28 protein-coding genes are annotated in these 25,579 nt (G+C 66.0%); 13 read left to right on the forward strand and 15 right to left on the reverse strand.

Features of this window, described 5'->3' with window-relative positions:
* The first annotated feature begins 46 nt into the window (after positions 1-46).
* Positions 47-1,609 (forward strand): oligopeptide:H+ symporter, encoded by a 1,563-nt coding sequence (locus tag HDC96_RS01900; protein ID WP_176989460.1) that lies wholly within the window; start codon positions 47-49, stop codon positions 1,607-1,609.
* A gap of 7 nt (positions 1,610-1,616) precedes the next feature.
* The gene (locus HDC96_RS01905) at positions 1,617-2,240 is read left to right on the forward strand and encodes a rhomboid family intramembrane serine protease (protein ID WP_179458511.1); all 624 of its coding nucleotides are present in this window, start codon (positions 1,617-1,619) and stop codon (positions 2,238-2,240) included.
* 39 nt (positions 2,241-2,279) lie between these two features.
* Here the strand turns inward: HDC96_RS01905 and HDC96_RS01910 are convergent, their stop codons facing one another.
* Positions 2,280-2,459 carry a hypothetical protein gene (locus HDC96_RS01910; protein WP_019182899.1) on the reverse strand — a complete coding sequence of 60 codons (180 nt, stop codon included), beginning with the start codon at positions 2,457-2,459 and terminating at the stop codon, positions 2,280-2,282.
* A gap of 212 nt (positions 2,460-2,671) precedes the next feature.
* On the opposite strand from HDC96_RS01910, the gene HDC96_RS01915 reads away from it, so the two are divergent.
* From HDC96_RS01915 to cfa, 3 genes are all read left to right on the forward strand, one after another.
* Positions 2,672-2,974, forward strand: a complete 303-nt coding sequence (locus HDC96_RS01915; RefSeq protein WP_176989462.1) for a GNAT family N-acetyltransferase — start codon at positions 2,672-2,674, stop codon at positions 2,972-2,974.
* A 65-nt stretch (positions 2,975-3,039) separates the two neighbouring features.
* Entirely contained in the window at positions 3,040-3,894 is an 855-nt protein-coding gene (locus tag HDC96_RS01920) for a DUF3298 and DUF4163 domain-containing protein (protein WP_179458512.1), read from the forward strand.
* A 14-nt stretch (positions 3,895-3,908) separates the two neighbouring features.
* The gene (gene cfa / locus HDC96_RS01925) at positions 3,909-5,027 is read left to right on the forward strand and encodes a cyclopropane fatty acyl phospholipid synthase (protein WP_179458513.1); all 1,119 of its coding nucleotides are present in this window, start codon (positions 3,909-3,911) and stop codon (positions 5,025-5,027) included.
* 67 nt (positions 5,028-5,094) lie between these two features.
* Here the strand turns inward: cfa and HDC96_RS01930 are convergent, their stop codons facing one another.
* The gene (locus HDC96_RS01930) at positions 5,095-7,272 is read right to left on the reverse strand and encodes a M3 family metallopeptidase (RefSeq protein ID WP_179458514.1); all 2,178 of its coding nucleotides are present in this window, start codon (positions 7,270-7,272) and stop codon (positions 5,095-5,097) included.
* 221 nt (positions 7,273-7,493) lie between these two features.
* Here HDC96_RS01930 and HDC96_RS01935 point away from each other — a divergent pair, with 221 nt between their 5' ends.
* Positions 7,494-7,976, forward strand: coding sequence for a glutathione peroxidase (locus HDC96_RS01935; RefSeq protein ID WP_179458515.1), 483 nt, complete (start codon positions 7,494-7,496; stop codon positions 7,974-7,976).
* A 169-nt stretch (positions 7,977-8,145) separates the two neighbouring features.
* Here the strand turns inward: HDC96_RS01935 and HDC96_RS01940 are convergent, their stop codons facing one another.
* The 4 genes from HDC96_RS01940 to HDC96_RS01955 all read right to left on the reverse strand — a co-directional run bounded on the left by HDC96_RS01940 (position 8,146) and on the right by HDC96_RS01955 (position 12,460).
* Positions 8,146-8,925 (reverse strand): ferredoxin--NADP reductase, encoded by a 780-nt coding sequence (locus HDC96_RS01940; protein ID WP_121038039.1) that lies wholly within the window; start codon positions 8,923-8,925, stop codon positions 8,146-8,148.
* A gap of 95 nt (positions 8,926-9,020) precedes the next feature.
* Complete coding sequence (locus HDC96_RS01945; RefSeq protein ID WP_179458516.1) at positions 9,021-10,892, reverse strand: ABC transporter ATP-binding protein; 1,872 nt, start codon at positions 10,890-10,892, stop codon at positions 9,021-9,023.
* Positions 10,893-11,084: 192 nt separating this feature from the next.
* The gene (locus HDC96_RS01950; RefSeq protein WP_179458517.1) at positions 11,085-11,528 is read right to left on the reverse strand and encodes a carboxymuconolactone decarboxylase family protein; all 444 of its coding nucleotides are present in this window, start codon (positions 11,526-11,528) and stop codon (positions 11,085-11,087) included.
* A gap of 35 nt (positions 11,529-11,563) precedes the next feature.
* A complete protein-coding gene (locus tag HDC96_RS01955; RefSeq protein WP_179458518.1) occupies positions 11,564-12,460 on the reverse strand; it encodes an RNA polymerase sigma-70 factor in 897 nt (298 codons plus the stop codon).
* Positions 12,461-12,614: 154 nt separating this feature from the next.
* Here HDC96_RS01955 and HDC96_RS01960 point away from each other — a divergent pair, with 154 nt between their 5' ends.
* Positions 12,615-14,132 carry a fumarate hydratase gene (locus HDC96_RS01960; protein ID WP_179458519.1) on the forward strand — a complete coding sequence of 506 codons (1,518 nt, stop codon included), beginning with the start codon at positions 12,615-12,617 and terminating at the stop codon, positions 14,130-14,132.
* A gap of 76 nt (positions 14,133-14,208) precedes the next feature.
* On the opposite strand, the gene HDC96_RS01965 is transcribed toward HDC96_RS01960, so the two are convergent.
* Positions 14,209-14,844: a LysE family translocator gene (locus HDC96_RS01965; protein ID WP_179458520.1), complete on the reverse strand. Its 636-nt coding sequence runs from the start codon at positions 14,842-14,844 to the stop codon at positions 14,209-14,211.
* Between the two features lie 160 nt (positions 14,845-15,004).
* Here HDC96_RS01965 and HDC96_RS01970 point away from each other — a divergent pair, with 160 nt between their 5' ends.
* The gene (locus tag HDC96_RS01970; RefSeq protein WP_179458521.1) at positions 15,005-15,640 is read left to right on the forward strand and encodes a glutathione S-transferase family protein; all 636 of its coding nucleotides are present in this window, start codon (positions 15,005-15,007) and stop codon (positions 15,638-15,640) included.
* 6 nt (positions 15,641-15,646) lie between these two features.
* Here HDC96_RS01970 and HDC96_RS01975 read toward each other — a convergent pair whose 3' ends face one another.
* The 4 genes from HDC96_RS01975 to HDC96_RS01990 form a co-directional block, all read right to left on the reverse strand.
* The gene (locus tag HDC96_RS01975) at positions 15,647-16,756 is read right to left on the reverse strand and encodes a sterol desaturase family protein (protein WP_179458522.1); all 1,110 of its coding nucleotides are present in this window, start codon (positions 16,754-16,756) and stop codon (positions 15,647-15,649) included.
* A 191-nt stretch (positions 16,757-16,947) separates the two neighbouring features.
* Positions 16,948-17,301, reverse strand: coding sequence for an arsenate reductase (glutaredoxin) (gene arsC, locus HDC96_RS01980; RefSeq protein WP_179458523.1), 354 nt, complete (start codon positions 17,299-17,301; stop codon positions 16,948-16,950).
* Positions 17,301-18,467 carry a phospholipase A gene (locus HDC96_RS01985; protein ID WP_179458524.1) on the reverse strand — a complete coding sequence of 389 codons (1,167 nt, stop codon included), beginning with the start codon at positions 18,465-18,467 and terminating at the stop codon, positions 17,301-17,303. The genes arsC and HDC96_RS01985 overlap by 1 nt, the downstream gene beginning before the upstream one ends.
* Positions 18,468-18,620: 153 nt before the next feature.
* The gene (locus tag HDC96_RS01990; protein ID WP_179459580.1) at positions 18,621-19,106 is read right to left on the reverse strand and encodes a DUF456 domain-containing protein; all 486 of its coding nucleotides are present in this window, start codon (positions 19,104-19,106) and stop codon (positions 18,621-18,623) included.
* A gap of 232 nt (positions 19,107-19,338) precedes the next feature.
* Between HDC96_RS01990 and HDC96_RS01995 the strand changes: the two genes are divergently transcribed.
* On the forward strand, positions 19,339-19,542 hold the full coding sequence (locus HDC96_RS01995; protein WP_019185917.1) for a cold-shock protein: 204 nt from the start codon (positions 19,339-19,341) through the stop codon (positions 19,540-19,542).
* 88 nt (positions 19,543-19,630) lie between these two features.
* On the opposite strand, the gene HDC96_RS02000 is transcribed toward HDC96_RS01995, so the two are convergent.
* Together HDC96_RS02000 and HDC96_RS02005 are read right to left on the reverse strand one after the other, a co-directional pair.
* Positions 19,631-20,116 carry a glycine zipper 2TM domain-containing protein gene (locus HDC96_RS02000; protein WP_019185918.1) on the reverse strand — a complete coding sequence of 162 codons (486 nt, stop codon included), beginning with the start codon at positions 20,114-20,116 and terminating at the stop codon, positions 19,631-19,633.
* 118 nt (positions 20,117-20,234) lie between these two features.
* Complete coding sequence (locus HDC96_RS02005) at positions 20,235-20,675, reverse strand: cytochrome c (protein ID WP_179458525.1); 441 nt, start codon at positions 20,673-20,675, stop codon at positions 20,235-20,237.
* A 94-nt stretch (positions 20,676-20,769) separates the two neighbouring features.
* On the opposite strand from HDC96_RS02005, the gene HDC96_RS02010 reads away from it, so the two are divergent.
* The gene (locus HDC96_RS02010; protein WP_179458526.1) at positions 20,770-21,585 is read left to right on the forward strand and encodes a tRNA threonylcarbamoyladenosine dehydratase; all 816 of its coding nucleotides are present in this window, start codon (positions 20,770-20,772) and stop codon (positions 21,583-21,585) included.
* A 709-nt stretch (positions 21,586-22,294) separates the two neighbouring features.
* Positions 22,295-22,591 carry a hypothetical protein gene (locus HDC96_RS18260; RefSeq protein ID WP_218842008.1) on the forward strand — a complete coding sequence of 99 codons (297 nt, stop codon included), beginning with the start codon at positions 22,295-22,297 and terminating at the stop codon, positions 22,589-22,591.
* 81 nt (positions 22,592-22,672) lie between these two features.
* Here HDC96_RS18260 and HDC96_RS02020 read toward each other — a convergent pair whose 3' ends face one another.
* Both HDC96_RS02020 and HDC96_RS02025 read right to left on the reverse strand, forming a co-directional pair.
* A complete protein-coding gene (locus tag HDC96_RS02020) occupies positions 22,673-23,437 on the reverse strand; it encodes a TatD family hydrolase (protein WP_179458527.1) in 765 nt (254 codons plus the stop codon).
* Positions 23,434-23,658, reverse strand: coding sequence for a DUF6116 family protein (locus HDC96_RS02025; protein WP_179458528.1), 225 nt, complete (start codon positions 23,656-23,658; stop codon positions 23,434-23,436). Before HDC96_RS02025 ends, HDC96_RS02020 begins: the two co-directional genes overlap by 4 nt.
* A 159-nt stretch (positions 23,659-23,817) precedes the next feature.
* Between HDC96_RS02025 and HDC96_RS02030 the strand changes: the two genes are divergently transcribed.
* Positions 23,818-24,648, forward strand: a complete 831-nt coding sequence (locus HDC96_RS02030) for a glycine zipper 2TM domain-containing protein (RefSeq protein ID WP_179458529.1) — start codon at positions 23,818-23,820, stop codon at positions 24,646-24,648.
* Positions 24,649-24,778: 130 nt separating this feature from the next.
* The gene (locus HDC96_RS02035) at positions 24,779-25,330 is read left to right on the forward strand and encodes a GNAT family N-acetyltransferase (RefSeq protein ID WP_179458530.1); all 552 of its coding nucleotides are present in this window, start codon (positions 24,779-24,781) and stop codon (positions 25,328-25,330) included.
* Positions 25,331-25,579: the final 249 nt, after the last annotated feature.

Consider the following 25,579-nt stretch of genomic DNA (forward strand, 5'->3'; position numbering starts at 1 on the left):
TTCCGGTAATCTTGCTCCTTTCGTGTTCGCAGGACAGCCCCACAGGATGAGCAATATCGCAGCCGCCAGCGCCGGCAAAGGAAAGATGCCGCGCCAGATTCCCTACATCATCGGCAATGAGGCCTGCGAACGCTTCAGCTTCTACGGGATGCGCAACATCCTGGTGCAGTTCCTGATCACCTCGCTGCTGCTGCAGGAGATCACTGCCGATGGCCGCGCCGGCGAGGCGAAGGACATCATGCACAGCTTCATGATCGGCGTGTATTTCTTCCCGCTGCTCGGTGGCTGGCTGGCCGACAAATTCTTCGGCAAGTACCACACCATCCTGTGGTTCAGCCTGATCTACTGCGCCGGTCATGCCTGCCTGGCCATTTTCGAAGACAGCCGCCAGGGCTTCTTCGTCGGCCTGGGCCTGATCGCGCTGGGCGCCGGTGGCATCAAGCCGCTGGTTGCGTCGTTCATGGGCGACCAGTTCGACCAGAGCAACAAGCACCTGGCCAAGGTCGTCTTCGATGCCTTCTACTGGATCATCAACTTCGGCTCACTGTTCGCCTCGCTGCTGATTCCGCTGGCGCTGAAGAACCTCGGCCCGGCGTGGGCGTTCGGCATCCCGGGCATCCTGATGTTCGTGGCGACCTTCGTGTTCTGGATGGGCCGCAAGCGCTATGTGCTGGTGCCGCTGCCGCCGAAGGACCCACATTCGTTCGGCAATGTCGTGCGCACCGCGCTGTCGGCGCAGGTGCCGGGCAAGGGCCGTCCGGGCCGGACGCTGGCGATCCTCGGCGCGGTGCTGGCGGTGGCCTCGATGGGGCTGGTCGGCAGCCTGGGCATCGTGATCTGCCTGTGCATCGCGCTGGTCCTGCTGCTGGCCGGTATCGGTGGCGGTACCTGGATGCAGCTGGACCGCGCCCGCGCGGTGCACCCGGCCGAAGCGGTCGAGGGCGTGCGCTCGGTGCTGCGCGTGCTGGTGATCTTCGCGCTGACCACCCCGTTCTTCTCGCTGTTCGACCAGAAGGCCTCGACCTGGGTCCTGCAGGGCCAGCAGATGGCCATGCCGAGCTGGTTCACCGCTTCGCAGATGCAGGCGCTGAACCCACTGCTGGTGATGATCCTGATCCCGTTCAACAACCTGGTGCTGTACCCGATGCTGCGCCGCTTCGGCTTCGAGCCGACCGCGCTGCGCCGGATGACCGCCGGTATCGCCTTCAGTGGCCTGGCCTGGATCGTGGTCGGCGGCATCCAGGTGATGATGGACGGCGGCAACGTCATGTCGATCTTCTGGCAGATGCTGCCGTACGCGCTGCTGACCTTCGGTGAGGTGCTGGTCTCGGCCACCGGCCTGGAGTTCGCCTACAGCCAGGCGCCGCAGGCGATGAAGGGCGTGGTGATGAGCTTCTGGAACCTGACCACCACCATCGGCAACCTGTGGGTGCTGCTGTCCAACGCGGCAGTGCGCAACGATACGGTGACCCACCAGATCGCCAGTACGGGATTGAGCGAGGCGGCGTTCCTGATGTTCTTCTTCGCCGGCTTCGCGTTCCTGGCGGCGTTGGCCTTCGGTTGGTACGCCAAGCGCTATCGTATGGTCGACAACTACCGCACCGCCTGAGCCTGACATGACCCCAGTCAACCTGCTGCTGATCGCCATCACCGTCATCGTGTCGTGGATGGCGTTCAAGAACCGCGCGCTGGCCGACCGCCTGATCCTGTGGCCGCCCGCGGTGGACCGCAACCGTCAGTACGACCGGCTGATCACGTACGGGTTCATCCACGCCGATCTGTCGCACCTGGCGTTCAACATGATCACGCTGTTCTTCTTCGGCGGCTTCATCGAACAGCTGATGTTGGAGTTGAGCGGCAGCTACCTGACCTATCCGGCGTTCTACCTGGGCGCCCTGCTGGTCTCGATCCTGCCGAGCTACCTGAAGAACCAGAAGAACCCGAACTACCTCAGCCTGGGGGCGTCGGGTGCGGTCTCGGCGGTGCTGTTCGCCTTCATCCTGATCAAGCCGTGGTCGATCATCCTGGTGCTGTTCATTCCGGCCCCGGCGATCATCTATGCGGTGTTCTACGTGGGCTACAGCATCTGGATGGACCGCCGCAGTGGCGATCGCATCAACCACAGCGCGCACCTGGCCGGTGCAGCCTTCGGCGTGCTGTTCATGCTGGCCATGCAGCCGAGCATCTTCAGCCACTTCCTGCGTGAGCTGAGCAACCCGACCTTCAGCCTCGGCGGTTGAGTCCAGGCGTACCGACCAACGGTCGGTACCTACCCCCCCTCAGGCGGCCTTCTTGCCGTCCACGCCATAGGTGCTGAGCAGCCGGGCATAGACCTCGTGGTTGATCTGGTCGAATTCCCAGCCCTGGGTCTGGCCGTTCACGGCCAGCTGGAACAGTCCTTCCAGCAGGGAGCTGTCGGCATCGCCGTGGGCGGCGGGGGCAGGTGCGGTGTTGTCCATGCGGACCTCCGGAAAGCGGGTACGTACAGGCAGGTCTTCGCAAAAGCCATGCCAGCTTTCACGCCCTGTCCGAATCCGATATCGGCTTGAGCCGCGCAGGCTTTAGGGCGGCAAGTGACGCGCCGCGTCGCTGCTTGCCCCTGTTCAGGCTTCACGCGATCATGGCGGCCGGCTGCGCACTATCGCTGCAGTCGCCGCAGGAGACACCGCTCATGGCTTCGGTCACGCCGCCCGGACTGGCTTACGAGGTGGAGCACGATCTGGCCAATCACCGGTTCCAGGCCCGGGTCAAAGGGCATCTGGCACTGCTGGATTACCAGATCAAGCGCAAGCGGATGGTCATCACCCACACCGAGGTGCCCGAGCCGATCGCCGGGCGCGGGGTCGCGGGCGAACTGACCAAGGTGGCGCTGCGCTATGCGCGCGACAACAAGTTCAAGGTCGTGCCGGCCTGCGCATACGCCGAGGCGTTCCTGCAGCGGCATGAGGAGTACGACGACCTGCTGGTCCGATGAGGGCAGCGGGTCATGCTTCAGGGATGGCTGATCATGATGGTGGGTTACAACAAGGGGATTTCAGGATGAACATCGCAGGAAACCGTCGCGCGCTGCGCGCCAGCGCGCTGGCCTTGGCTATGGGCGTGGTGCTGGTGGCAGGCTGCAACCGCGACGGCGACACACAGGCCCCGGCGACGCCGGCCGACACCGCCGCCGAACCGGCCGCGCCCGTGGTGGCGCCCGAGGCGCCGCTCGAGCTGCGCGACGTGATCGAAACCTCGCCGCAGGCCGTGGTCGGGATCACCTACCCGCCGGACATCGCCCGTTATCCGGGCCTGGCCAAGGTGCTGGGTGGCTACGCCGACAGTGCGCGGGCAGAACTGCAGCAGGCACTGGACGGGTTGGGCAACGACAAGCCGACCATGCCCTACGAGCTGTCGCTGACCTTCGAGAAGGTCCTGGAAACGCCGCAGCTGGTGGTGGTGACGGCCGACGGCAGCCGCTACACCGGTGGCGCCCATGGCGAGCCGCTGGTGGCGCGCTTCGTGTGGCTGCCCGAGCAGCAGCAGATGCTCACCGCCGACAAGCTGGTGGCGGACGCCAAGGGCTGGAAGGCGATCAGCGATTACGTGGCCGATCAGCTGCGCGAGCGCGTGGCGACCCGGTTGAGTGGCGATGACATGGAGCCGGCGCAGATGCAGGAATCGCTGCGCAACGCGAGCCGGATGATCGCCGACGGCACCGGGCCGAGCGCGGACAACTTCAGCCAGTTCCAGCCGCTGACCGGTTCCGACGGGCGCATCTCTGCGATACGCTTCGTGTTCCCGCCCTACCAGGTAGGGCCGTACTCGGACGGCACGCAGACCGTGGACGTCCCGGCCGCCGTGCTGGTGCCGCACGTGGGTCAGGATGTCGCAGGGCTGTTCGCCCGGGGCTGATCGACGGAGGCGATGTGGACGCTGGGCTGCAACGACGGGTCACAGGGTTGCTGCATGAGGCGGGGGTCACCGTTGACGGTGACCAGCCGCAGGACATCACGGTGCACGACCCGCGCTTCTACGCGCGGGTCATGGCCCAGGGCTCGCTGGGCCTGGGCGAGAGTTACATGGACGGGCACTGGGATGCCCGCGCGCTGGACGGCTTCCTCTTTCATCTGATGCAGGCGCATCTGGACGAGCGCGTGCACGGCTGGCGCGACCTGGCCGATGCGCTCAAGGCGCGGGTGTTCAACCTGCAGGCCGGGGCGGGCAGTTTCGAGGTCGGCCGGCGTCATTACGATCTGGGCAATGATCTGTACGAGGCGATGCTGGGCCAGCGGCTGGTCTACAGTTGCGGTTACTGGCGCGAGGCCACCGACCTGGATGCGGCCCAGGAGGCCAAGCTCGATCTCATCTGCCGCAAGCTGGGGCTGCGCCCCGGGCAACGGATTCTCGATATCGGCTGTGGGTGGGGCGAGGCGCTGAAATTCGCGGCGGAGCGCTATGGCGTGTCCGGGGTGGGGGTGACGATCTCGCAGGAGCAGGCCGAGTATGCGCGGCAGGTGTGCGCGGGCCTGCCGATCGAGATCCGGCTGCAGGACTACCACGACGTGGAGGAATCGTTCGACGCGATCCTGTCGGTGGGCATGTTCGAGCATGTGGGCGACAAGAACTATCGCGGTTACTTCGAGATGGCGCGGCGCTGCCTGCGACCGGATGGCCTGTTCCTGCTGCATTCGATCGGCAGCAATCTGTCGCGGCATCGCACCGATCCGTGGATCGCGAAGTACATCTTCCCGAACTCCATGCTGCCTTCGGCGGCACAGGTCACCGAGGCGCTGGAAGGGCTGTTCGTGCTCGAAGATTGGCACAACTTCGGCACGGATTACGATCGGACACTGCAGGCGTGGCGGACCAACATCGAAGCGGCGTGGCCGCGGCTGGATGCGCAGCGCTATGACGAACGGTTCCGCCGGATGTGGCGGTTCTACCTGGCCGGTTCGATGGCGAGTTTCCGCTGCCGGCATGCGCAGTTGTGGCAGGTTGTGCTGTCGCCGAACGGGGTGCCTGGGGGATATGTGGCGCCGCGTTGAGTGAGCCATGAAAAACGCCCGGCAGTGCCGGGCGTTTTCCGTACAGCGCGTCGTTGGAATCGGACGCTTACTTCTTGCCGTCACCCGAGGTCAGGCCGCGCTTCTCGAGCAGGGGCTCGATCTGCGGCTCATGCCCGGCGAAATTGCGGAACAGTTCCATTGCATCGACACTGCCGCCCTTGGACAGCAGGGTCTGGCGGAAGTGGTCGCCGTTCTTGCGGCTCAGGCCGCCGTTCTCGCGGAACCACTTCTGGGTGTTGGCATCCAGCACTTCCGACCAGATGTAGGCGTAGTAGCCGGCCGAGTAGCCGCCCATGATGTGGCTGAAGTACGGGGTCTTGTAACGCGGCGGGACCGGCGCGTAGAAGATGCCGTCCTTGGCCAGGGCCTCGGCTTCGAACTTCATCACGTCCTTGGCGGCCGGCACCTGGTCCGGGCCGATCTGGTGCCAGCGCTGGTCGAGCATGGCCGCACCGAGGTATTCGGTGGTGGCGAAGCCCTGGTTGAACTTGGCGGCGGCGACGACCTTGTCCAGCAGGGCCTGCGGCATGGCCGTGCCGTTCTGGTAGTGCTTGGCGTAGTTCTTCAGGATGACCGGATCATCGGCCCACATCTCGTTGACCTGCGAGGGGAACTCGACGAAGTCGCGCGGCACCGAGGTGCCCGAGAAATAGGGGTACTTCACGTTCGAGAACATGCCGTGCAGGGCGTGGCCGAATTCGTGGAAGGTGGTGGTCACTTCATCCCAGGTCAGCAGGGTCGGCTTGCCGGCCGGCGGCTTGGGGATGTTGAGGTGGTTGGCGACCACCGGCTTGAAGCCGGTCAGTTCGGACTGCGACACGTACGAGTTCATCCATGCACCGCCGCGCTTGGAGGCGCGTGCATACGGGTCGAAGATGAAGATCGCCAGCTGGCTGCCGTCGGCATCGAACACGTCGTAGACGGTGACGTCCTCGTGGTAGACCGGCAGGTCGGTGCGCTGCTTGAAGGTCAGGCCGAACTCGAGCTGGGCGGCGTGGAAGACGCCGTTCTCGAGCACGTTCTTCATTTCGAAGTACGGCTTGAGCTGGGATTCGTCGAAGTTGTACTTGGCCTGGCGCACCTTCTCGCTGTAGAAGGCCCAGTCCCATGCTTCCAGCTTGAAGGTCGGCTTGCCGGCGGCCTTCTGTTCCTTGTCGATCATGGCCTGCAGGTCGGCGGCTTCGCGCTTGGCGTTGGCCACCGCGGCCGGTGCCAGCTGACCGAGCATCGCGTTGACGGCTTCGGGCGTCTTGGCGGTCTGGTTGGTGAGGTTGTAGGTGGCGAAGTTCGCAAAGCCCATCAGCTTGGCCTTGTCGGCACGCAGCTGCATGATGCGCGAGACCAGGGCAGTGTTGTCGTACTCGCCACCGCGGCTGCCGCGGGTGACGGAGGCTTCGTAGATCTTCTGACGCAGCGCGCGGTTGGCCAGGTTGGTCAGCGGCGGCTGGCCGGTGGTGTTGAGCAGGGTGATCACGTACTTGCCGTCCTGGCCACGGGCCTTGGCGGCTTCGGCGGCGGCGGAGATCTGTTCCTGCGAGAGGCCGGCCAGTTCCTTGACGTCGTCGACGGTGATCGCCGAGGCGTTCACTTCGGCCAGCACGTTCTGGCTGAACTTGGTGCCGAGGTTGGCCAGTTCGGCGTTCATTTCCTTGAGCTTGGTCTTGTCTGCTTCGGACAGCTTGGCGCCGGCGCGGACGTAGCTCTCGTAGTACTTCTCGACCAGGCGCACGCCTTCGGCGTCGAGGCCGAGCTGGGTGCGGGTGTCGTACAGGGTCTGGATGCGGGCGAACAGCTTGCCGTTCAGCGCGATGGCGTCGCTGTGCGCGGCAAAGCGCGCGGAGTAATCGGCCTGCAGCTTCTTGCGTGCGTCGTTGGTGTCGGCGCCGACCAGGCTGAAGAAGACGGTGGTCGCACGGTCCAGGGTGTCACCGCTCTTTTCCAGGGCGATGAGGGTGTTGTCGAAGGTCGGCTTGGCCTTGTTGTTGGCGATCGCCTCGACTTCCTTCAGCTGCTGGGCCATGCCGGCGTCGAAGGCGGGGGCGAAGTCGCTGTCCTTGATCTTGTCGAACTGCGGGAAGTGCAGCGGCAGCGGGCTGTCGGCGAAGAATGGGTTGGCCTGCTGGGCGGCAGTCGCGGTCGCGGCCGGGGTGGCAGCGGAGGCGGAATAGGCGGGCAGGGCAAGGCCGAGGGTCACGGCGACGGCGAGGGCAAGACGGGTGGTCAAGGGGAAATCTCCGGTCAGACAAGTCTTTGAGGGTAACCCGAGCCGTTGCGGAGGGGCTTGTGTCGAAAGGCATGTTTTGGCCGGACCAGCGCTGGGCAGTCCATTGGCGCCTTTGTAAGAGCCGGGCTGAGGGTAGTGCCGGCCGCTGGCCGGCTCCTCAGCCCACCAAGCCGCACGCGCTGGGCGGGCTAAGATGAGTTCTTTCCGCCGGAGCCCTCGCCATGACCACTGCCTTCGATTTCCCGTTCGTGGATCTGTCCGGCCAGCCGCAGGCGTTGGCGCAGTACCAGGGCAAGGTGTTGCTGCTGGTCAATGTGGCCAGCAAGTGCGGGTTCACGCCGCAGTACGAGGGGCTGGAAGCGCTGTGGCGGGAGTTCGGGCCGCGCGGGCTGGTGGTGGTCGGGTTTCCCTGCGATCAGTTCGGGCACCAGGAGCCGGGCGATGCGGCGCAGATCGGGGAGTTCTGTTCGCTGACCTACGGGGTCAGTTTCCCGATGTCGGGCAAGGTCGAGGTCAACGGCGACGGCGCTGATCCACTGTGGCAGTGGCTCAAGCGCGAGAAGGCCGGGGTGCTGGGGACGCGCGGGATCAAGTGGAACTTCAGCAAGTTCCTGGTCGGCCGCGAGGGGCAGGTGCTGGGGCGGTATGCGCCGACCGACACGCCGGCATCGCTGCGCGGGGATATCGAGGCCGCGCTGGGCTGAGTTTGGCTGCGGTGGGGCGGTGGGGCGGTGGGTGGTAGAGCCGAGCCATGCTCGGCTTTCCGGGCGCAGCCCGGCAGAGGTTCCCGGCGTTCATGGTGCCGGTACCAAGCGCAGCCGAGCATGGCTCGGCTCTACCCTGGTCCCGGTGCGGCGCGTTCGCCCCGGCCCGTTATTTCTCGACGAACGCGCGCTCGAACACGTAATGACCCGGGGTGCCGATGCGCGGCGAGGTCTGGAAGCCGCGGCTGTCCAGCACGGTGCGCAGGTCGGCCAGCATCTGCGGGCTGCCGCAGATCATGGCGCGGTCGTTCTCCGGGTCCAGCGGGGGCAGGCCAAGGGTTTTCTGCATCTCGCCGCTTTCCATCAGCGAGGTCAGACGGCCCTGGTTCGGGAAGGCTTCGCGGGTCACGGCCGGGTAGTAGAGCAGCTTGTCGCCGATCATCTCGCCGAGGAATTCGTGCTCGCGCAGTTCCTTCTCGAACAGGTCGCGGTAGGCCAGGTCCTTTTCGTAGCGCACGCCGTGGGTGAGGATCACCTTGTCGAAGCGCTCGTAGGTTTCCGGGTCCTTGATCACCGACAGCCACGGCGCCAGGCCGGTGCCGGTGCCGAGCAGGTACAGGTGCTTGCCCGGGTGCAGGTCGCTGATCAGCAGGGTGCCGGTGGGCTTCTTGCCGACCAGTACCTTGTCGCCCGGCTGGATGTGCTGCAGGCGCGAGGTCAGCGGGCCGTCCTGGACCTTGATGCTGAAGAACTCCAGGTTCTCTTCCCAGTTGGCGCTGGCGATGGAGTACGCGCGCAGCAGCGGGCGCGCTTCGGTTTCCAGGCCGATCATCACGAACTGGCCGTTCTCGAAGCGGAAGCCGCTGTCGCGGGTCGTGGTGAAGCTGAAGTAGGCGTCGGTCCAGTGACGGACCTCAAGCACCGTTTCGGCGCCAAAAGCGGAAGACATGGGGGTGGGGTTCTGGTCGGTTTCGTCGGGTCTAGTTTATCTCAAATGAGATAAATTCTCATTGACTGGCCGGACAGGCCCGTCAGGCGGGGGTTTCAGCGGTAGCCGGCCGCCTGCAGCTCGAACAGTTCGGCATAACGACCGCCCTGGGTCATCAGTTCGGCGTGGGTGCCGCTGGCCTCGATACGGCCGCCGGCAAGCACCAGGATGCGGTCGGCCATGCGCACCGAGGAAAAGCGGTGCGAGATCAGCACGGCGGTGCGGTTGTCGGACAGTTCCTTGAACCGCTGGAACACCTCGAACTCGCTGCGCGCATCCAGTGCGGCGGTCGGTTCATCGAGGATCATGACCTGCGCGTCGCGCATGTAGGCGCGGGCAATCGCGATCTTCTGCCATTGCCCGCCGGACAGGTCCACGCCCATCTTGAAGCGGCGGCCGATGAGCTGGTCGTAGCCACCGGGCAGGCCGGCGATGACCTCGTCGGCCATGCCGCGACGGGCGGCATCGCGGATGCGGGCGTCGTCGGTCATCGCCTCGACCAGGCCGACGCCGATGTTCTCGCCGGCGCTGAGGTTGTAGCGCACGAAGTCCTGGAAGATCACGCCCATGTTGGCGCGCAGGTCATCCAGGTCGTAATCGCGCAGGTCGCGGCCATCGAGCAGGATGCGGCCTTCGTCGGGGTCGTACAGCCGGGCCAGCAGCTTGACCAGGGTGGTCTTGCCGGCACCGTTCTCGCCGACCAGGGCCAGCACTTCGCCGGCGCGCAGTTCGAAATCCAGGTGGCGCACCGCCCAGCTTTCGGCATCGGGATAGCGGAAGCCGACGTTCTCGAACACGAAGCCGTCGGTGATCGGCTGCGGAATGGCGACCGCGTCCGGGCGCGAATGGATCTCCGGTTGGATCTGGAAGAACGAGAACAGATCGTCCAGATACAACGCCTGCCCGGCGACCTGCGAAAACCCGATCAGCAGGCCTTCGAGCAATTGGCGCAGGCGCAGGAAACTGCCGGCGAGGAAGGTCAGGTCACCGATCGAGAAATCACCGCGCACGGTGCGCCACGCGATATACGCATACGCGGCGTAGTAGCCCAGCGTCCCCAGTGCGGCCAGCAGCGTGCCCCAGATCGCGCGCTTGCGGGCCAGCGCGCGGTTGGCGAGATAGAACTTCTCGGCCAGCCGTTTGTAGCGGTCGATCAGGAAGCGATGGAGGTTGAAGATCTTCACCTCCTTGGCGGTTTCCACGCTGGCCCCGATCTGGCGCAGGTATTCCAGCTGACGGCGCTCCGGCGTCCACTGGAAGTTGAGGCTGTAGCCGGCGGCGTTGAAATGCGATTCGCCGATGAACGCCGGGATCAGCGCGACTGCGAGCAGCAGGATCAACCACGGCGCGTACACGATCAGGCCGACTGCCAGGCTGGCCACGGTGATGCTGTCCTGCACCTGGCCGAACAGCTGGCTCATCAGGTTCATGCGGCCCATGGTCTGGCGCCGTGCGCGGTCCAGCTTGTCCTGCAGGTCGGGGTCTTCGAAGTCCTCGAGATCCAGCTCGGCCGCGTGTTCCATCAGGCGCACGCTGGTGACGTTGGTGAACAGCTCCGACAACAAAGTGTCCGCGTAGCTGACCATGCGGCCGAGCAGGTCCGAGGCCATCGCCAGGCCGAACTCGAGTGCGAGCAGGCCGAGCAGCGGGTTCAGCAGCCCGCTGGAGAGCGCTTCGCCGAACGGCGGGAAACCCGCATCGTGCTGGCTGAGCAGCACCGCCGCATCGATGATCAGTTTGCCGACATAGAGCATCGCCACCGGCAGCAAGGCACGGATCACGCGCAGGCCCAGGCTGGCCAGGGTCAGCCCGGGGCTGGTCTGCCAGACCTGGCGCAGGAAGGGGGGCAGGTTGCGCATCGCATTGACGCGCTCGCGCAGGCTGGGGTTCTTCTGGCCGGGTGCACCGGCAGCGGGGGAGGCGGGCATGGGCGGTATTGTGCGCGCCGTGGCCGTGGTTGATGCATGAATTCAGTGCACGCGGACCGCAGCCCGGTAGAGCCGGCCGCTGGCCGGCTCCAGGTCGCATCCAGCATCGTGCGGAGCCGGCCAGCGGCCGGCTCTACCCGTGCAGCACGACGATCGTGCGGAGCCGGCCAGCGGCCGGCACTACCCGACCCCTTACGGCAGCGGCGGCAGCAGCCCGGCGCCGAGGCGGTTCCAGGCATTGATCACTGCGATGCCCATGCTCAGGTCGCTGATGCCCTTCTCGTCGAAGTGCGGTGCCAGCGCCTCGTAGGCGGCGTCGGAAGGGGCCGCACTGCTCAGCCGGGTCAGCGCCTCGGCCCAGCCCAGCGCGGCGCGCTCGCGTGCATCGAAGAAGCGGCTTTCGTGCCAGGCCGGCAGCGTATCCAGCTTGCGTGGTTCGATTCCGCCCTTGCGCAGGGTGGTGGCGTGCATGTCCATGCAGTAACCGCAGCCATTGATCTGCGAGACACGCAGGAACACCAGTTCCATCAGCACCGGATCGATCGAGCTGTCGTGCACGGCCTTGCTGGTGGCCAGCAGGCCCTTGAAGGCTTCGGCGGCGAGGCGGGTGTAGGGAACACGGGGGGACGCAGACATGACGGACTCCATGACGGCCGCAGCGGCCGTCTTCATCAGGAGGACGCGCCAGCGTCGCGCGCTGTGACAAGGGCCGTGAGTTTTTCCGGATTGAGCACGCTGAGCACGCGCACGATGCGCCCCGCATCGACCGTAATCATCGTGACCGAGTGCAGTTGGTCCCCGGCAAAACGCAGGATCGCCGGCTCGCCATTGACCTGGCCGAGCCGGGCCGGATGCTGGCCGTTGCGGCGCGCGATCGCCCAGTACAGCTGTGCGATGCGCTCGGCCCCCAGCAGGGGACGGATCGCCGCGGTCACGCGGCCACCGCCATCGGAGATCATCTCGGCATTGGCATCGAGCAGCGAGCGGATCGCGGCCAGATCGCCCTGCTGCGAGGCGTCCATGAAGCGTGCCAGCAGGTCGCGGTGCTGCGCGGGCGAGACCGTGAAGCGCGGGGCGCCGGTCTGCAGCCGCTGGCGCGCCCGGTGCACCAGCTGCCGGCAGTTGGCGGGTGAGTGCTCGAGCAGGGGCGCGATATCCGGGTAGTCGTAGTCGAACACGTCCTTGAGCAGGAAGGCGGCACGCTCGTCCGGCTTGAGCTGCTCCAGCAGCGCCAGGAAGGCCACCGAGACTTCGTCGGCCAGCGCATGCCGCTGGGCCGGGTCCTGCAGTGGGTCCGGATCCAGGGCGATCTCCAGCGGTTCGGGCAGCCAGGGCCCGACGTACTCGAGGCGCGTGCTGCGCATCGCGCGCAGCCGGTCCAGGCCGAGCCGGGTGGTCGTGGTGACCAGCCAGCCCTCCGGATCACGGATCGCGGCGATGTCGGTGCCCTGCCAGCGCAGCCAGGCGTCCTGGACGATGTCCTCGGCGTCGCTGCGGCTGCCCAGCAGGCGATAGGCCAGGGCGAACAGGCGGGGGCGGTGGGTCTGGAAGGTATCGGTCGGAGTCATGCCGGGAGGACGCGGCAGGGCGGGCCGCTGTGACAAGGCTGGGCGGCCACTGTGCACCAAAAGCCGCGGCCGCGAGCGATTCTCAACGCCGCCGGGCGGTCCTTGTTAAAATCGGCGGTTCAACCCCCGCCAGCCTCCAGCAAGCGAGCAAGTCGTGACATCGATCAAGCAGGAAGACCTCATCCAGTCCATCGCCGACGCGCTGCAGTACATCTCGTACTACCACCCGGTCGACTACATCAAGAGCCTCGCCGCCGCCTACGAGCGCGAGGAGTCGCCGGCCGCCAAGGAGGCGATGGCGCAGATCCTGATCAACTCACGCATGTGTGCCGAAGGCCACCGGCCGATCTGCCAGGACACCGGGATCGTCACCGTGTTCCTGGAAATCGGCATGAACGTGCGCTGGGACGACGCCACGATGGGCGTGGAAGACATGGCCAACGAAGGCGTGCGCCGTGCCTACAACTACCCGGACAACAAGCTGCGCGCCTCGGTGCTGGCGGATCCGGCTGGCAAGCGCATCAACACCAGGGACAACACCCCGGGCGTGGTCAACGTCAAGGTCGTGCCGGGCGACACCGTCGAGGTGATCGTGGCGGCCAAGGGCGGCGGTTCGGAAGCCAAGAGCAAGTTCGCCATGCTCAACCCGTCCGACTCGATCGTGGACTGGGTGCTCAAGACCGTGCCGACCATGGGTGCCGGCTGGTGCCCGCCGGGCATGCTCGGGATCGGCATCGGTGGCACCGCCGAGAAGGCGATGCTGCTGGCCAAGGAGTCGCTGATGGAGCCGATCGACATCAACGAGCTGAAGGCACGTGGCGCCTCCAACCGTGCCGAAGAGCTGCGCCTGGAGCTGTTCGACAAGGTCAACGCGCTGGGCATCGGTGCGCAGGGCCTGGGCGGCCTGACCACGGTGCTGGACATCAAGGTCAAGGATTTCCCGACCCACGCTGCCAACCTGCCGGTGGCGATGATCCCGAACTGCGCGGCCACCCGCCATGCGCACTTCACCCTGGATGGCAGCGGCCCGGTGATGCTGGATCCGCCGTCGCTGGAAGACTGGCCGCAGATCACCTATGACGCCTCCAAGGGCACCCGCGTCGATCTGGACACGATCACCCCGGAAGACGTCGCCAGCTGGACGCCGGGCCAGACGCTGCTGCTCAACGGCAAGCTGCTGACCGGCCGCGACGCCGCGCACAAGCGCATGGTGGAAATGCTGGACAAGGGCGAGCCGCTGCCGGTCGACCTCAAGGGCCGCTTCATCTACTACGTCGGCCCGGTCGATCCGGTGCGCGACGAAGTGGTGGGCCCGGCCGGCCCGACCACCGCGACCCGCATGGACAAGTTCACCCGCCAGGTGCTGGAACAGACCGGCCTGCTGGGCATGGTCGGCAAGGCCGAGCGCGGCCCGGCGGCGATCGAGGCGATCCGTGACAACAAGTCGGCGTACCTGATGGCGGTCGGCGGCTCGGCCTACCTGGTCTCCAAGGCGATCAAGGCGGCCAAGGTGGTGGGCTTCGCCGACCTGGGCATGGAAGCGATCTACGAGTTCACCGTGCAGGACATGCCGGTGACCGTGGCGGTGGATTCCACCGGCGAGTCCGTGCACCAGACCGGCCCGCGCGAATGGCAGGCCCGCATCGGCAAGATTCCGGTCGTCGTCGCCTGAGGCCGCCGGTCTCGGCAACGCTGGAAACGAAAACGGCGCCCCAGGGCGCCGTTTTTCGTGGCCGATGCGCATCCCCTCAGCGGCGCGCGTCCACCAGCATGCGCACCGCCAGCGCGCCGAGCACCGTGCCCATCAGGCCGCGCTGCACCGTCTGCCAGCGCGGGCGCCCGGCCAGGAAGGTGGCGATACTGCCGGCGGCCAGTACGATCAGTGCGTTGACACTGACGCTGGTCGCGATCTGCACCAGCCCCAACACCACCGATTGCACCATCACGCTGCCATGCCCGTGGGGCTGGATGAACTGCGGCAGCAGCGAGAGATACATCACGGCGATCTTCGGATTGAGCAGCGCGGTGAACAGGCCCATGCCGAACAATCTGCGCGGGCTGTCGTGGTCCAGCGTGCGCAGCTGGAACGGCGAACGTCCGCCGGGGCGCAGCGCCTGCCAGGCCAGGTACAGCAGATACGCCGCGCCGGCGAGACGCAGTACGTCGTAGGCATGCGGCACTGCCATCAGCAGCGCGGTGATGCCCAGTGCCGCGCACACCAGGTACACCAGAAAGCCCAGCGCGACACCGCCCAGCGAGATCAGCCCGGCAGTGCGGCCCTGGCAGATCGAGCGCGAGATCAGATAGAGCATGTTCGGCCCGGGCGTCAGCACCATGCCCAGCGAAATCAGACCGAAGGCGAGCAGGGCGGACGAATCGGGCATGGGAGGATCCTGGGCGCACGGCGGGGCAGAGGAGGCATTCTGCGAGCGTCCGCGGCGCAGGGGCAGAGACAGAACGCGTCCCCATCGCCGGTGCTCTGTACCCATGGGATGGCACGGGGCACGGGCGCATACTGTGCGCCTCCCTCACGAGGCCCTGCGCATGCGCACCACGCTGTATGGATCACCGAGTACCGCCGCCCTGGTCGTGCACTGGCTGTTGCTGGAACTGCAGATCGAGCACGATCTGGTGCTGCTGGATTTCGACAAGCGCGAGCACAAGGATGCGGCGTATCTGGCCTTGAATCCTGCGGGCCTGGTGCCGACGCTGGTTCTGGACGGGCAGGTATTGACCGAAGCGGCAGCGATAGCGCTGCATCTGGCCGACCGCCATCCGGACGCGGCCCTGCTGCCAGCACCGGGGACTGCCGACCGCGCCGAGGCCTACCGCTGGATGTTCTGGTGCGCCAATACCGTGCAACCGGCGTATCGGGCGTGGTTCTACCCGCAGGAAATGGCCGGCCCCGAGCATGTGGACGCGACCCGGCAGCGGGCGCGCGAGCGGCTGGAAGGCGCCTGGCAGCATCTGGCCGAGCACCTGTCCACGCGCGGCCCGTATGTGCTGGGCGAGTCGTTGAGCGTGGTCGATTTCATGCTGGTAATGCTGATGCGCTGGTCGCGCAACATGCCCACGCCCAGTGACACCTGGCCGGCATTGAAGGCCTACGCCGATCGTCTGAAGTCCCGTCCGGCGTTCGCCGAGGTCTACCGTCGCGAGGGCATCACCGACTGGCGCTGAGTAACGTCAGTCGACGTACTCGTCGAACGTGCGACGCGCACGGAACGGCATCAGATGCTGGTTGAGCAGGCCCTTGGGCACGGTCTCCAGTTTCATGACGCCGTATTCCTGCGGCCATTGACGTTGATCGCGGGGCAGTTTGAAGGTGCCCATCAGCATGTCCACCAGCGGCAGGTGGATAGCGTAGTTGACGTCAACGTAGTCCTGCTGCCGCGCGTGATGCCAGTGGTGGTAGCGCGGCAGCACCAGCAGGTACTCGAGCCACCCGAAACGGATGCCCAGGTTGGCATGCGCCAGCACCGCCTGCAGACCCACCAGGATCACGTAGGCGTTGATTGCCGGGGTCGAGAATCCGAGGATGAGCAGGGGCAGCAGCACGCAGCTGCGGGTCATGACGATTTCGACGAAATGGATGCGCGAGCCGGCCAGCCAGTCCATGTGCCGGCTGGAGTGGTGCACCGCGTGGAAGCGCCAGAGCCATGGGGTGTTGTGATACGCGCGGTGCAGCAGCGCCTGGGCCATGTCCGCGACGAATACGGCGATCAGGAACTGCAGCCACACCGGCGTCGATTGGATCAGCGTCTTGAGCGCAGGAAACGCGGCCAGCCCGGCAATGGTCGAGGTCGAGGCGGTGACCAGGATCAGGATGAACTGCACGAGCACGTGGCTCATGAAGAAATAGCCGACATCGGTACGCCAGCCTGGCCGTAGCGGCGAGAGCACGTGTTTGCCGAGGTAGCGCTCCAGCGGCACGAACACCAGCGCCGAAAAGAACAGCGACAGCACGAACCAGTCCAGGCCCAGCGAGTAGGGTGTCTGCCCGATGGAATCGAACTGGACATTGGTACCCCCCAGCAGCACTGCCAGGGTGGCGCTGCCAACGCCGACCGTGGCGATCCGCTTGTTGCGGTCGCGCAGGATCGCCATCGTGCCCAGCATGAAGGCGGCGGCCAACCCGACCAGCAGCAGGTGGCGGGCGAACTGTTCGTTGTAGACCGCGCGGAACTCGCGGCTGGTCAGCAGATCCGGAAAGTGGAAGCAGGCCACGCCCATCAGGCTGAGCAGGCCCAGCAAGGCGGAGGCGTAAGCGAAGAACGAGCGTCGTGGTCGGGCCATCCGCTGGCATCCAGGTGAAAGGGCAAGGGTAGTGTGAGTGCGGGAGCCGGCGTAATGGAAGAGGCAACCCCGACCTGAGCAGATCATGCCAGGCCAGCCGCGACTACTGCCGCAACCGGCTGCCCGCGCTGACCTGTGGCGAGGATAACAACCGATGTACCAGCCGCTGCGGAGGCAGCTGAGGCGCGGCCTTATGCCGGCAGGATCTCCAGCACCGTCTCCGGCGGCCGGCACAGGCGTGCCCCGCGCGCGGTTTCCACGATCGGGCGGTTGATCAGTTCCGGGTGGGCGACCATCGCCTCGATCAGCGCCGCATCGGACAGGGCGGCGGCGTCCAGCCCGAGCGAACCATAGGCCGGCTCCTTGCTGCGCAGCAACTCACGCGGAGCGATACCCATGCGTGTGATCAACGCAGCCAGCGTCAGGCGGTCCGGCGGCGTCTTCAGATACTCGATCACCACCGGTTCGATGCCGTGCTCACGCAGGAGTTCCAGCGCCCCGCGTGAATTGCTGCAGCGCGGGTTGTGCCAGATCGTCACCGCCATCAATACCACTCCAGCAGCGACACACCCAGGCCGACATACGTGGCCTTGTGGTTGTAGTCGATCATGCTCTCGCCGTAGCCATCGAAGATCTGCACGTGGCCGCGCAGCAGGTTGCTGATCGGGAAGCCGTAATCGAGCTGCAGCGCACCGTGCGAGCGGTCGCCGCCGCGCAGCGAGTGACGCGCCATCAGCGAGACCTCGTGACCGTTCTTGTTCCAGGTCAGGGTGGCATCACCCCTGCCCATGTAATCGGAGATGTCCGGGTTGTTGTCGTCCTTGCGGTCTTCCGGGATGCGATACCACGGGCGCAGCACCAGCGCCCAGTTTTCGCGGTCCAGGCCGACGGTGGCGATCACCCGGTTCCAGCTGCGCGACAGGGGATCGGCGCGGCCGTTGGACATGTGGTTGACGCTGATCCCGCTCATGCGCCCGCGCCAGCCGCCGATCGAGTAGCCGTTGCGGAACATCATCATCACTTCCGGCTCGTAGTTGGTCTCACGGAACGGGCGCGAGTTGTCGGCGTTGTAGGCCTGCCAGCGCGAGCTCTGCGTGTAGCCGGCCCAGATGTCGCCGTTGTCGCCGAACAGGTTCTCCACGATCTTGGTCTTGAAGCTGAGCTGGAACTTCAGTTCCGCGCTGTCCAGCTGCTGCGAGGTGGTGACCGTGTTGACCGGATTGGGCGACTGCGGCATCTGGTTCTTGTCGCTGGTCCAGAACGCGGGCAGCAGGTAGACCGGCTTGTAGGCGCGCAGCTGGAAGGCGCCGAGCTTGGAGTCCTGCGCGAGCTCCCAACGGCTGTCGAGCAGCGAGCCCTTGCCGGCATTGGCCAGCGCATCTTCGTGGCCGTCGTTCTTGAACACTTCGCCGAGGCGCTGCTTGACCCGCTGCGTCGCGGGCGCGTCGGCGTCGGCACTGCGGGAGGCCTGGCGTTCTTCCCGGCGCTCCTGCTTGGCAGCGGTGGCAGCGGCATCGGCGGCCAGGGTGACCTCGGGCGTACGCCCGAACAGCTTGTCGTAGCAGGCCAGGCGCGCTGCGTCAGTGTCCACCAGGGCGCAGGCCTCCGGCGAGGCCGGGGTGGGCGCGGCCTCCTGGGCAGCAGCAGGCAGCGCCGCGCAGGCCAGGGCCAGGGCGGTGAACAGGGCGGAACGGGAATGGAGCAGGGTCATGGGAGCAGGCCGCGTGACAAGAATGAATGGGTCTAACCGCACAGTGTCGCCGCTGCCCGGATTTCCCGCCAGCGCACGACATCCATCGATCTGACCGGTTTTATGCCGGTCAGTGGTGTGCTCAGGGCGTGAAGCCGCACTGCTGCGGTGCCGTCAGAAGAACCAGGCGAAGGCGAACAGCCCGAGCATCGCGATCACCAGCGCGAGCTTCAAGGCGAATCCCAGCAGGATGCCCAGCCACGTCGCCAGGCCCACTTTGGTCGAACGCCCGAGCTCGCGGGTATGCCAGTACTCGCCCAGCAGGGCGCCGGCCAACGGCCCCACGAACAGCCCGATCGGCATGAAGAACACTCCGACGATGCTGCCCAGGAAGGTGCCCCAGAGCGCCTTGCGGCTGGCGCCGACCCGCTGTGCCCCGACCACGGTGGCCAGGATGTCGACCGCGAAGGAGAGCAGCGTGAGCAGGCCGAGCACCGTCAGGGGCAACCAGCCGACATGGACGAAATCGTCCGCCCACGCGGCCAGCAGCAATCCGGCGAACACCAGGGGAATGCCGGGCAGGGCGGGAAGGATGACGCCGGCGATGCCGACCAGCACGAGAACGACGGCTAGCAGGTACAAGATGAATGAATGGTCCATGCTGTCCAGTATGGTTCCTGAAATGGGGTTGACATCCGAAGGTTTTGGCCAGTTGCTTTTTCGTTTTGCTCGGGTTAAGTTGCAGACGCTGAGCTTGGCAAGGTCACCGTGGATCGTGGCCTGATGATGGTAGATCGTCCAGATCCGCTGCATCGTTGCACCTCGCTTCCCCCTTGCTGTCAGCCGCCTGTACGGGTGTATCCAACAACAAGACAGTTAGGGAGTAGCTGAGATGGCTGAGAAGGGCACCGTCAAGTGGTTCAACGACGCGAAGGGTTTCGGATTCATCAGCCGTGAGAGCGGCGAAGATGTGTTCGTGCACTTCCGCGCGATCGAATCCCAGGGCTTCAAGAGCCTGAAGGAAGGTCAAGCGGTCGAGTTTGAAGTGGTCACCGGTCAGAAGGGCCTGCAGGCCGACAAGGTGAAGCCGCTCTGAGCGCAGACCGGGTCCTGCCTGGTTGACACACGAAAAGGGCCCGCTTGCGCGGGCCCTTTTTTATCGCCTGCGAGTGACGTTGCGCTGATCAGCGCAGGATGACCTTGCCGTTGACCACGCGGACGTAGGTGTTCTCGCGGATACCGCCCAGATCGCGCTGGTTGACGACGACGGTACGGCCATCGTCCATGCGCACGGTGATGTCGAAGGTATCGCTGGTGACGTTCTTCTGGATCTGGTTGCCGGCCAGCGCGCCACCCACTGCGCCTGCGGCGGCCGCGATGTTCTTGTTGCCGCGGCTGCCACCGGTGTGGTCGGAGATTTCATGGCCGGCGACCGCGCCGACGATGCCACCCAGGACTGCGCCGGTCGCGCTCGGCGCGCTGCGGCCCGAAGCGACCTGGTTGATGCGGGTCACGATGCCGCAGTCGGCACAGCGGTTGGTGTTGTAGTTGCCGCCGGAATTGCCGTAACCGTTGTTGTAACCACTGCTGCCGTAACCCGGCGAGGTGGTGGCACAGCCAGCCAGGGCGACGGTGGCAACGGCAGCGGCGGCAATCAGTTGAATCTTCATGGTGTATCTCCTGGCCAGAGGGGTGGTCGAATGCGTCTGGTGCGCATGGAGCAGATCGTGTCCTGTACTGCGTGAACAGCGTGCCAATCCCGGGCCGCCAGCGTGGCTGGAAGATGAATCAGCGGAAATCCTGGTGGCAGGCCTTGCAGTCGGTCTGGATCTTCTCGACCAGCGTGGCCATGCCCGGGCAGTCGGTCGGCGGGGCCGCCAGGGCCTCGTTGAGGGTGGCGCGCAGGGCTCTGGCGTGCTGCTGGAAGCCCTGGCTGTCCTTCAGGCCGGGAAAGGCCAGGTCCAGGTCATTGGACAGCGAGCGCAGGGTCTGCAGACGCGGCACGGTGTCGGCCAGGCTGCAGCGGTTCTGCGCCTGCGCCGCCTGCAGCAGTTCCACCTGACGGTTCATCACGTGCATGAGCGAATCCGGGAAGGGGTCCTGGCGGGCCTGGATCGCGCGCGAGACCATCACCGTGGCGATCAGGCCGATCACCAGGCCAAGCAGGCCGACGAACAGGTAGCGGTACGCGGCGGACGGGCGGCGGTGTGGGGTCACGGGGTCGTTCATGGTGAGGGCTTCCTTGAGGGTGGCTGCGGCGATGGTACGACGCGTCCTGTCCACGGCGCGTCCCGGCCGGGCCAGTGCGCATTAAAATAGGCGCATGAACGACGTACTGCGCGAACGATTTGCCGGCATCGACCGGTTGTATGGAGCAGGCACCGTGGATCTGCTCGCCAGCCGCCGGGTGGCGGTGGTGGGCATGGGCGGCGTCGGCTCGTGGGTGGTCGAAGCGCTGGCGCGCACGGCGGTCGGGCACCTGACCCTGATCGATGCCGATGACATCTGCGTGTCCAACACCAACCGCCAGCTGCCGGCGCTGGCCGGCCAGTACGGCCGCAACAAGGCCGAGGCGATGGCCGAGCGCTGCCGGGCGATCAACCCGGACATCAGCGTCGATGCAATCGCCTCGTTCCTGACCGTGCCCAACATGGTCGAGCTGCTGGACCGCGATTTCGATCTGGTGATCGACGCCTGCGACAGCTTCCGGGTCAAGGTCGAAACCATTGCCTGGTGCCGTCGCCGCAAGCTGCCCATCCTGACCGTGGGCGCGGCCGGGGGGCGCACCGATCCGACCCTGGTGCGGATCCGCGATGTCTCGCGCACCGAGCACGACGCGATGATGGCGCTGATCCGCAAGAAGCTGCGCAGCGACTTCAACTTCCCCAAGAACGCCTCGCGTTACTTCGGCGTGCCGGCGGTGTACTCGCTGGAAAACGTGAAGTACCCGCAGGCTGACGGCAGCGTATGTGGCATCCGCCCGAACCTCGGTGCGGATGCGGCGCTGAAGCTGGACTGCGGCGCCGGGCTGGGTGCGGCGACCCACATCACCGGTGCGTTCGCGTTCGCGGCGGTGGGCAAGGCGCTGGAGATGTTGATGAAGCCGAAGAAGGGTGTGGCACCTGGCGAGGCAGAATGAAACCGGGCTGCTGCTACCGTTGAGCGGATCGTTGGTCGACCGTTATCGGGCCGGCGATTTTGACATTTAGCCTTGTAACAAGGCGAGGGTCATAGGCGACATGGCGAGTTGCAGGCAAAGCGAGCTAGTGACATGGTGACAATCTGTCATTCTGCCGAAATCACATGGGTTTTCTAAAGAAACTATTTAACTCGTCAAAGTCCGGAGATGCGCCTCTCCGTGAGGAACTGGCGAATTCAGTCGCGAGCTCGAATGACGATGTGGGAGGGTCGTCCCAGGCCGATACCGCCGAGGATACAGCCGATCAAGCGGCGCGGCAGGCCAGTAGTGAGTGCCTGGACCGTCACTGGCGATCAGTGGGCTTCGTCGAGCAGGACGTTCTGGGCCACCTCATCAGCCCCAGCTTCCTTGGTGGGCCCGATTGGCCTTCGACCCGGCAGGCATATCGAATTGTGCGTCGGGGAGATTCCGTCATTATCGCTACGGACGGATTGTCGGATCCATTCGATGGTGCGCCTGAACTGGGCAATGGTTTCGAGATGGAGCTTTTTCTCGAAACCGGGGATCTTGCCGAAGGTACTCGAGGCGATGTAGGCGACGTCACTCCCCTCATGCGCAGTTGGGCTTTGGATGTAGTGCGTACGTCGCTGGCACAGTCGCCAATGCAGGTGGCATCACGCACCAACTGGAAACTTATGGGGTGCTATCGGTGGAGTTGCCCGGTGCGAGCGAGGCACCTCACCTGATCGATCAGATACCGACGCGATTCATCACAGAGGACGATTGCGTTGGCGTCCTGGTTGGCGGCCCGGCGCCGGATTTCGCTACACGTCTTGAGGACATGCCGCTTTCGCCGGTCACCTTGGTGCCTGTGGTGCTGATCACTGCAGCAGAACTGGAGCACGTGCGCATGGGAGGCAGGAAGGCCAGGGAAGCGCTGGTGCAGCAATTGACTGCTGCAGGGCATGGGCACAGGAGTCGGTTGGACCGTCCAGATCTGGTCTGACGCCGCGCAGCGGGGATCGGCGAGAGCGCTGGACAAGCACCCGGTCCAAGAGCGGGCAGCAATAGCCGGTCCCGGCCGCACCTACGGCAGGGAGAACAGACGTCGCGCATTGGCCGTGGTCTGCGCGGCAATCGCCTCGGCCGGTTCCCCGCGCAGCCGCGCCACCGTCGCGAGGATCACCGGCAACCGCGCCGGCTCATTGCGCTGGCCGCGGATGCCCGCATCCGGCTGATCCGGCGCGTCGGTTTCCAGCAGCAGCTGCTCCAGGGGCATGCTGGCTACCAGGCGGTGCAGGCGCTGGGCGCGGTCATAGGTCAACGGGCCGCCCAGCCCGATCAGGAAGCCCAGCTGGTGCAGCTGCCGCGCCTGCTCGGGGCTGCCGGAGAAGCTGTGGACCACGCCGCGCAGCCCGCCGATCTGCTTGATCGCCGCGATCACCGCATCCACCGCACGGCGCGCATGCACGATCACCGGCAGGTCGAAGTCGCGCGCCAGCCGCAGCTGGCCCAGGAAGTAGTGCTGCTGGGCGTCCACATCCAGGCCCTCCACGAAGAAGTCCAGCCCGCATTCGCCGACCGCGCAGGGGCGCTCGCGTTCGAGCCACGCCCGCAGCGCCTCCAGGTGTTCGGGTCGGTGCTGGTCCAGGAACATGGGGTGCAGCCCGTAGGCCGGGTGCAGCCCGTCGGCGAGCCGGCAGGCGTCCCGCAGCCCGGGCCAGCTGGCGGCAGTGACGGCCGGCACGACCTGCGCCCGCACCCCGGCCGCGCGGGCGCGCGCGATCACTTCAGGGCGATCCGCATCGAACTCGCCCGCATCCAGGTGGCAGTGGCTGTCGATCAACCTCACGCGCGGCGCTTGGCCGGCAGTGGCGGCGGCGTCTTTTCGCCGCGTCGTTTCCAGTTGGCCAGCAGCAGCGTGCCCAGGCCGAACAGGATTTCATCCACGAACGGCAGTGGGTCCGGAATCACCAGGGTCACCGCGAACAGGGCGGCGGTGATCTTGAACAGGGTGGGGTAGCGCAGCCGACGCGCCCATTCCAGCACCGGCAACAGTATGGGATTGGACATGGGGCACTCCTGGGCAGATGCTGTAAACGCTATCACGAGCCCAAGGCTCACCGAACCTGAATGGGCAGCCGGATGTTCACGATCCGTGGAGATTCCGTTCAGGGTGGCCGTGCTGGAATTCACTCAAGAACGTTGCGGATCGTCCGCAGGGAGCCGGTTATGAAAAGTACAACTACTACTGCGTTGGTCGCTGCGGGTGCACTGCTGGTCGGCGGGATCGCCACTGCTGCCTTCATGAAGGGCGGCAGTTCCTCGCCCGATGCGGTGACCGCTGGACAGCCCCGGCCCACTCTGGACACCACGCCGCTGGCCGATGACGGCGCGCGCACCGATCAGCTGGCCATCGGAGACAAGGCCGGCAAGCTCGAGTACGCCGACATCGTCAAGGTCGATCCGCTGACCAAGAAGGAAAAGGCCTACGCCACCGTGATTGGCACCGAGCCGGTGCGCGAGACGTCCAGCACGCAGACGCCGCATGAAGTCTGCCAGGACGTGGTGGTCCAGGAACGTCTGCCCGAGCGCGACGGCAATGTCGGCGGCACCGTCGCCGGTGCCGTGATCGGCGGCCTGCTCGGCAACCAGGTCGGCGGTGGCAACGGCCGCAAGGCAGCGACTGCCGCGGGTGCGGTTGCCGGCGGCATGATCGGCAACCAGGTGGACAAGCGCCACGTCGGTGGCCGCGTGGTCAACCGTACCGAGCGTCAGTGCCATACCGAAACCGCGACCTCCGAGTCGACCCGCGTCACCGGTTACAACGTGACCTACCGCAATGAAGACGGCACCACCGGCACCATGCGCATGGCCAGCAAGCCGGGCAACCGCATCCCGATGGGCACCACCAATGCGGTCACCGGTTACAACGTGACCTACCGTTACGATGGCGCTGAGAAGACCGTGAAGATGGACAACAAGCCGAGCAGCGATCGCCTGCCGGTGATCGACGGCCAGCTGGTCACCCAGACCGCCGCATTGGATGCGAACAGGCAGTAATTCGCAGCGGTTCGGATGCATCACCAACACGCCGGCCTTCGCCGGCGTGTTGCGTTGTGGGGTCAGCGGCACAGCGCGCCGCTCGGTGTTCTGGGATCATCTGCGTATACCTGCACTCACAGAGGACGCCATGAGCATTTTCGACCTCCGGCTGGAGACCGACCGTCTGATCCTGCGCCCACCGCGCGCGGAGGATTTCGATGCCTTCCTGCGCTTCTGCTCGGACCCGGAGGTGATGCAGCACCTCGGTGGGGTGCAGCCGCCGTCGCAGGCCTGGCGCAGCTTCAGCTGCCTGGTCGGCAGTTGGCACCTGTATGGGTTTTCGATGTTTTCGGTGATCGAAAAAAGCAGCGGCGACTGGGTCGGCCGCATGGGCCCGTGGCAGCCGCTGGACTGGCCGGGCACCGAGGTCGGCTGGAGCATCCGCCGCGAGAGCTGGGGCAGGGGCTATGCGCCCGAAGCCGCCGTGGCCAGCATGGACTGGGCGTTCGACACGCTGGGCTGGGAAGAGATCATCCACACCATCGATGCCGCCAACGAGAATTCCAAGGGGGTCGCGCGCAAGCTGGGCAGTTCGCTGCTGCGGATGGGCGAGCTGCCGCCGCCGCATGCCGGTAAGCCGATCGAGATCTGGGGGCAGTCGCGCCAGCAATGGCAGCAGCGACGCGCCACGCAGCGGTGATGCTGCACCCGCGCTTGGCAAAGGCAATGCGCTGAGGCCAGACTCGGCATCGCGGGCAGGCCGCCCGCGATGCATGGCCAAGAGGGCGCGATGACGTCGAATCCCCACGCCAAGGTGCCGCTGGTGCAGCGCGTGCGCGAGCCGCCGCGGTTCGTGCCCATGCCCACACCGCTGCCGGAGGTGCAGGCCCTGTTCGCGCCGTCCATCTGAGGTCATCCGGTTGTCCACACCCGCGACACGTCACGGAGG

Source organism: Stenotrophomonas sp. JAI102, from assembly GCF_013409105.1.
GTDB lineage: Bacteria > Pseudomonadota > Gammaproteobacteria > Xanthomonadales > Xanthomonadaceae > Stenotrophomonas > Stenotrophomonas maltophilia_AA.

Excerpts from the sequence above, each read along its gene's own strand:
- HDC96_RS01900 (WP_176989460.1), top strand. The coding sequence starts at position 47 with ATGAGCAATATCGCAGCCGCCAGCGCCGGCAAAGGAAAGATGCCGCGC.
- HDC96_RS01905 (WP_179458511.1), top strand. The coding sequence starts at position 1,617 with ATGACCCCAGTCAACCTGCTGCTGATCGCCATCACCGTCATCGTGTCG.
- HDC96_RS01910 (WP_019182899.1), bottom strand. The coding sequence starts at position 2,459 with ATGGACAACACCGCACCTGCCCCCGCCGCCCACGGCGATGCCGACAGC.
- HDC96_RS01915 (WP_176989462.1), top strand. The coding sequence starts at position 2,672 with ATGGCTTCGGTCACGCCGCCCGGACTGGCTTACGAGGTGGAGCACGAT.
- HDC96_RS01920 (WP_179458512.1), top strand. The coding sequence starts at position 3,040 with ATGAACATCGCAGGAAACCGTCGCGCGCTGCGCGCCAGCGCGCTGGCC.
- HDC96_RS01935 (WP_179458515.1), top strand. The coding sequence starts at position 7,494 with ATGACCACTGCCTTCGATTTCCCGTTCGTGGATCTGTCCGGCCAGCCG.
- HDC96_RS01940 (WP_121038039.1), bottom strand. The coding sequence starts at position 8,925 with ATGTCTTCCGCTTTTGGCGCCGAAACGGTGCTTGAGGTCCGTCACTGG.
- HDC96_RS01945 (WP_179458516.1), bottom strand. The coding sequence starts at position 10,892 with ATGCCCGCCTCCCCCGCTGCCGGTGCACCCGGCCAGAAGAACCCCAGC.
- HDC96_RS01950 (WP_179458517.1), bottom strand. The coding sequence starts at position 11,528 with ATGTCTGCGTCCCCCCGTGTTCCCTACACCCGCCTCGCCGCCGAAGCC.
- HDC96_RS01955 (WP_179458518.1), bottom strand. The coding sequence starts at position 12,460 with ATGACTCCGACCGATACCTTCCAGACCCACCGCCCCCGCCTGTTCGCC.
- HDC96_RS01965 (WP_179458520.1), bottom strand. The coding sequence starts at position 14,844 with ATGCCCGATTCGTCCGCCCTGCTCGCCTTCGGTCTGATTTCGCTGGGC.
- HDC96_RS01970 (WP_179458521.1), top strand. The coding sequence starts at position 15,005 with ATGCGCACCACGCTGTATGGATCACCGAGTACCGCCGCCCTGGTCGTG.
- HDC96_RS01975 (WP_179458522.1), bottom strand. The coding sequence starts at position 16,756 with ATGGCCCGACCACGACGCTCGTTCTTCGCTTACGCCTCCGCCTTGCTG.
- arsC (WP_179458523.1), bottom strand. The coding sequence starts at position 17,301 with ATGGCGGTGACGATCTGGCACAACCCGCGCTGCAGCAATTCACGCGGG.
- HDC96_RS01985 (WP_179458524.1), bottom strand. The coding sequence starts at position 18,467 with ATGACCCTGCTCCATTCCCGTTCCGCCCTGTTCACCGCCCTGGCCCTG.
- HDC96_RS01990 (WP_179459580.1), bottom strand. The coding sequence starts at position 19,106 with ATGGACCATTCATTCATCTTGTACCTGCTAGCCGTCGTTCTCGTGCTG.
- HDC96_RS01995 (WP_019185917.1), top strand. The coding sequence starts at position 19,339 with ATGGCTGAGAAGGGCACCGTCAAGTGGTTCAACGACGCGAAGGGTTTC.
- HDC96_RS02000 (WP_019185918.1), bottom strand. The coding sequence starts at position 20,116 with ATGAAGATTCAACTGATTGCCGCCGCTGCCGTTGCCACCGTCGCCCTG.
- HDC96_RS02005 (WP_179458525.1), bottom strand. The coding sequence starts at position 20,675 with ATGAACGACCCCGTGACCCCACACCGCCGCCCGTCCGCCGCGTACCGC.
- HDC96_RS02010 (WP_179458526.1), top strand. The coding sequence starts at position 20,770 with ATGAACGACGTACTGCGCGAACGATTTGCCGGCATCGACCGGTTGTAT.
- HDC96_RS02025 (WP_179458528.1), bottom strand. The coding sequence starts at position 23,658 with ATGTCCAATCCCATACTGTTGCCGGTGCTGGAATGGGCGCGTCGGCTG.
- HDC96_RS02030 (WP_179458529.1), top strand. The coding sequence starts at position 23,818 with ATGAAAAGTACAACTACTACTGCGTTGGTCGCTGCGGGTGCACTGCTG.
- HDC96_RS02035 (WP_179458530.1), top strand. The coding sequence starts at position 24,779 with ATGAGCATTTTCGACCTCCGGCTGGAGACCGACCGTCTGATCCTGCGC.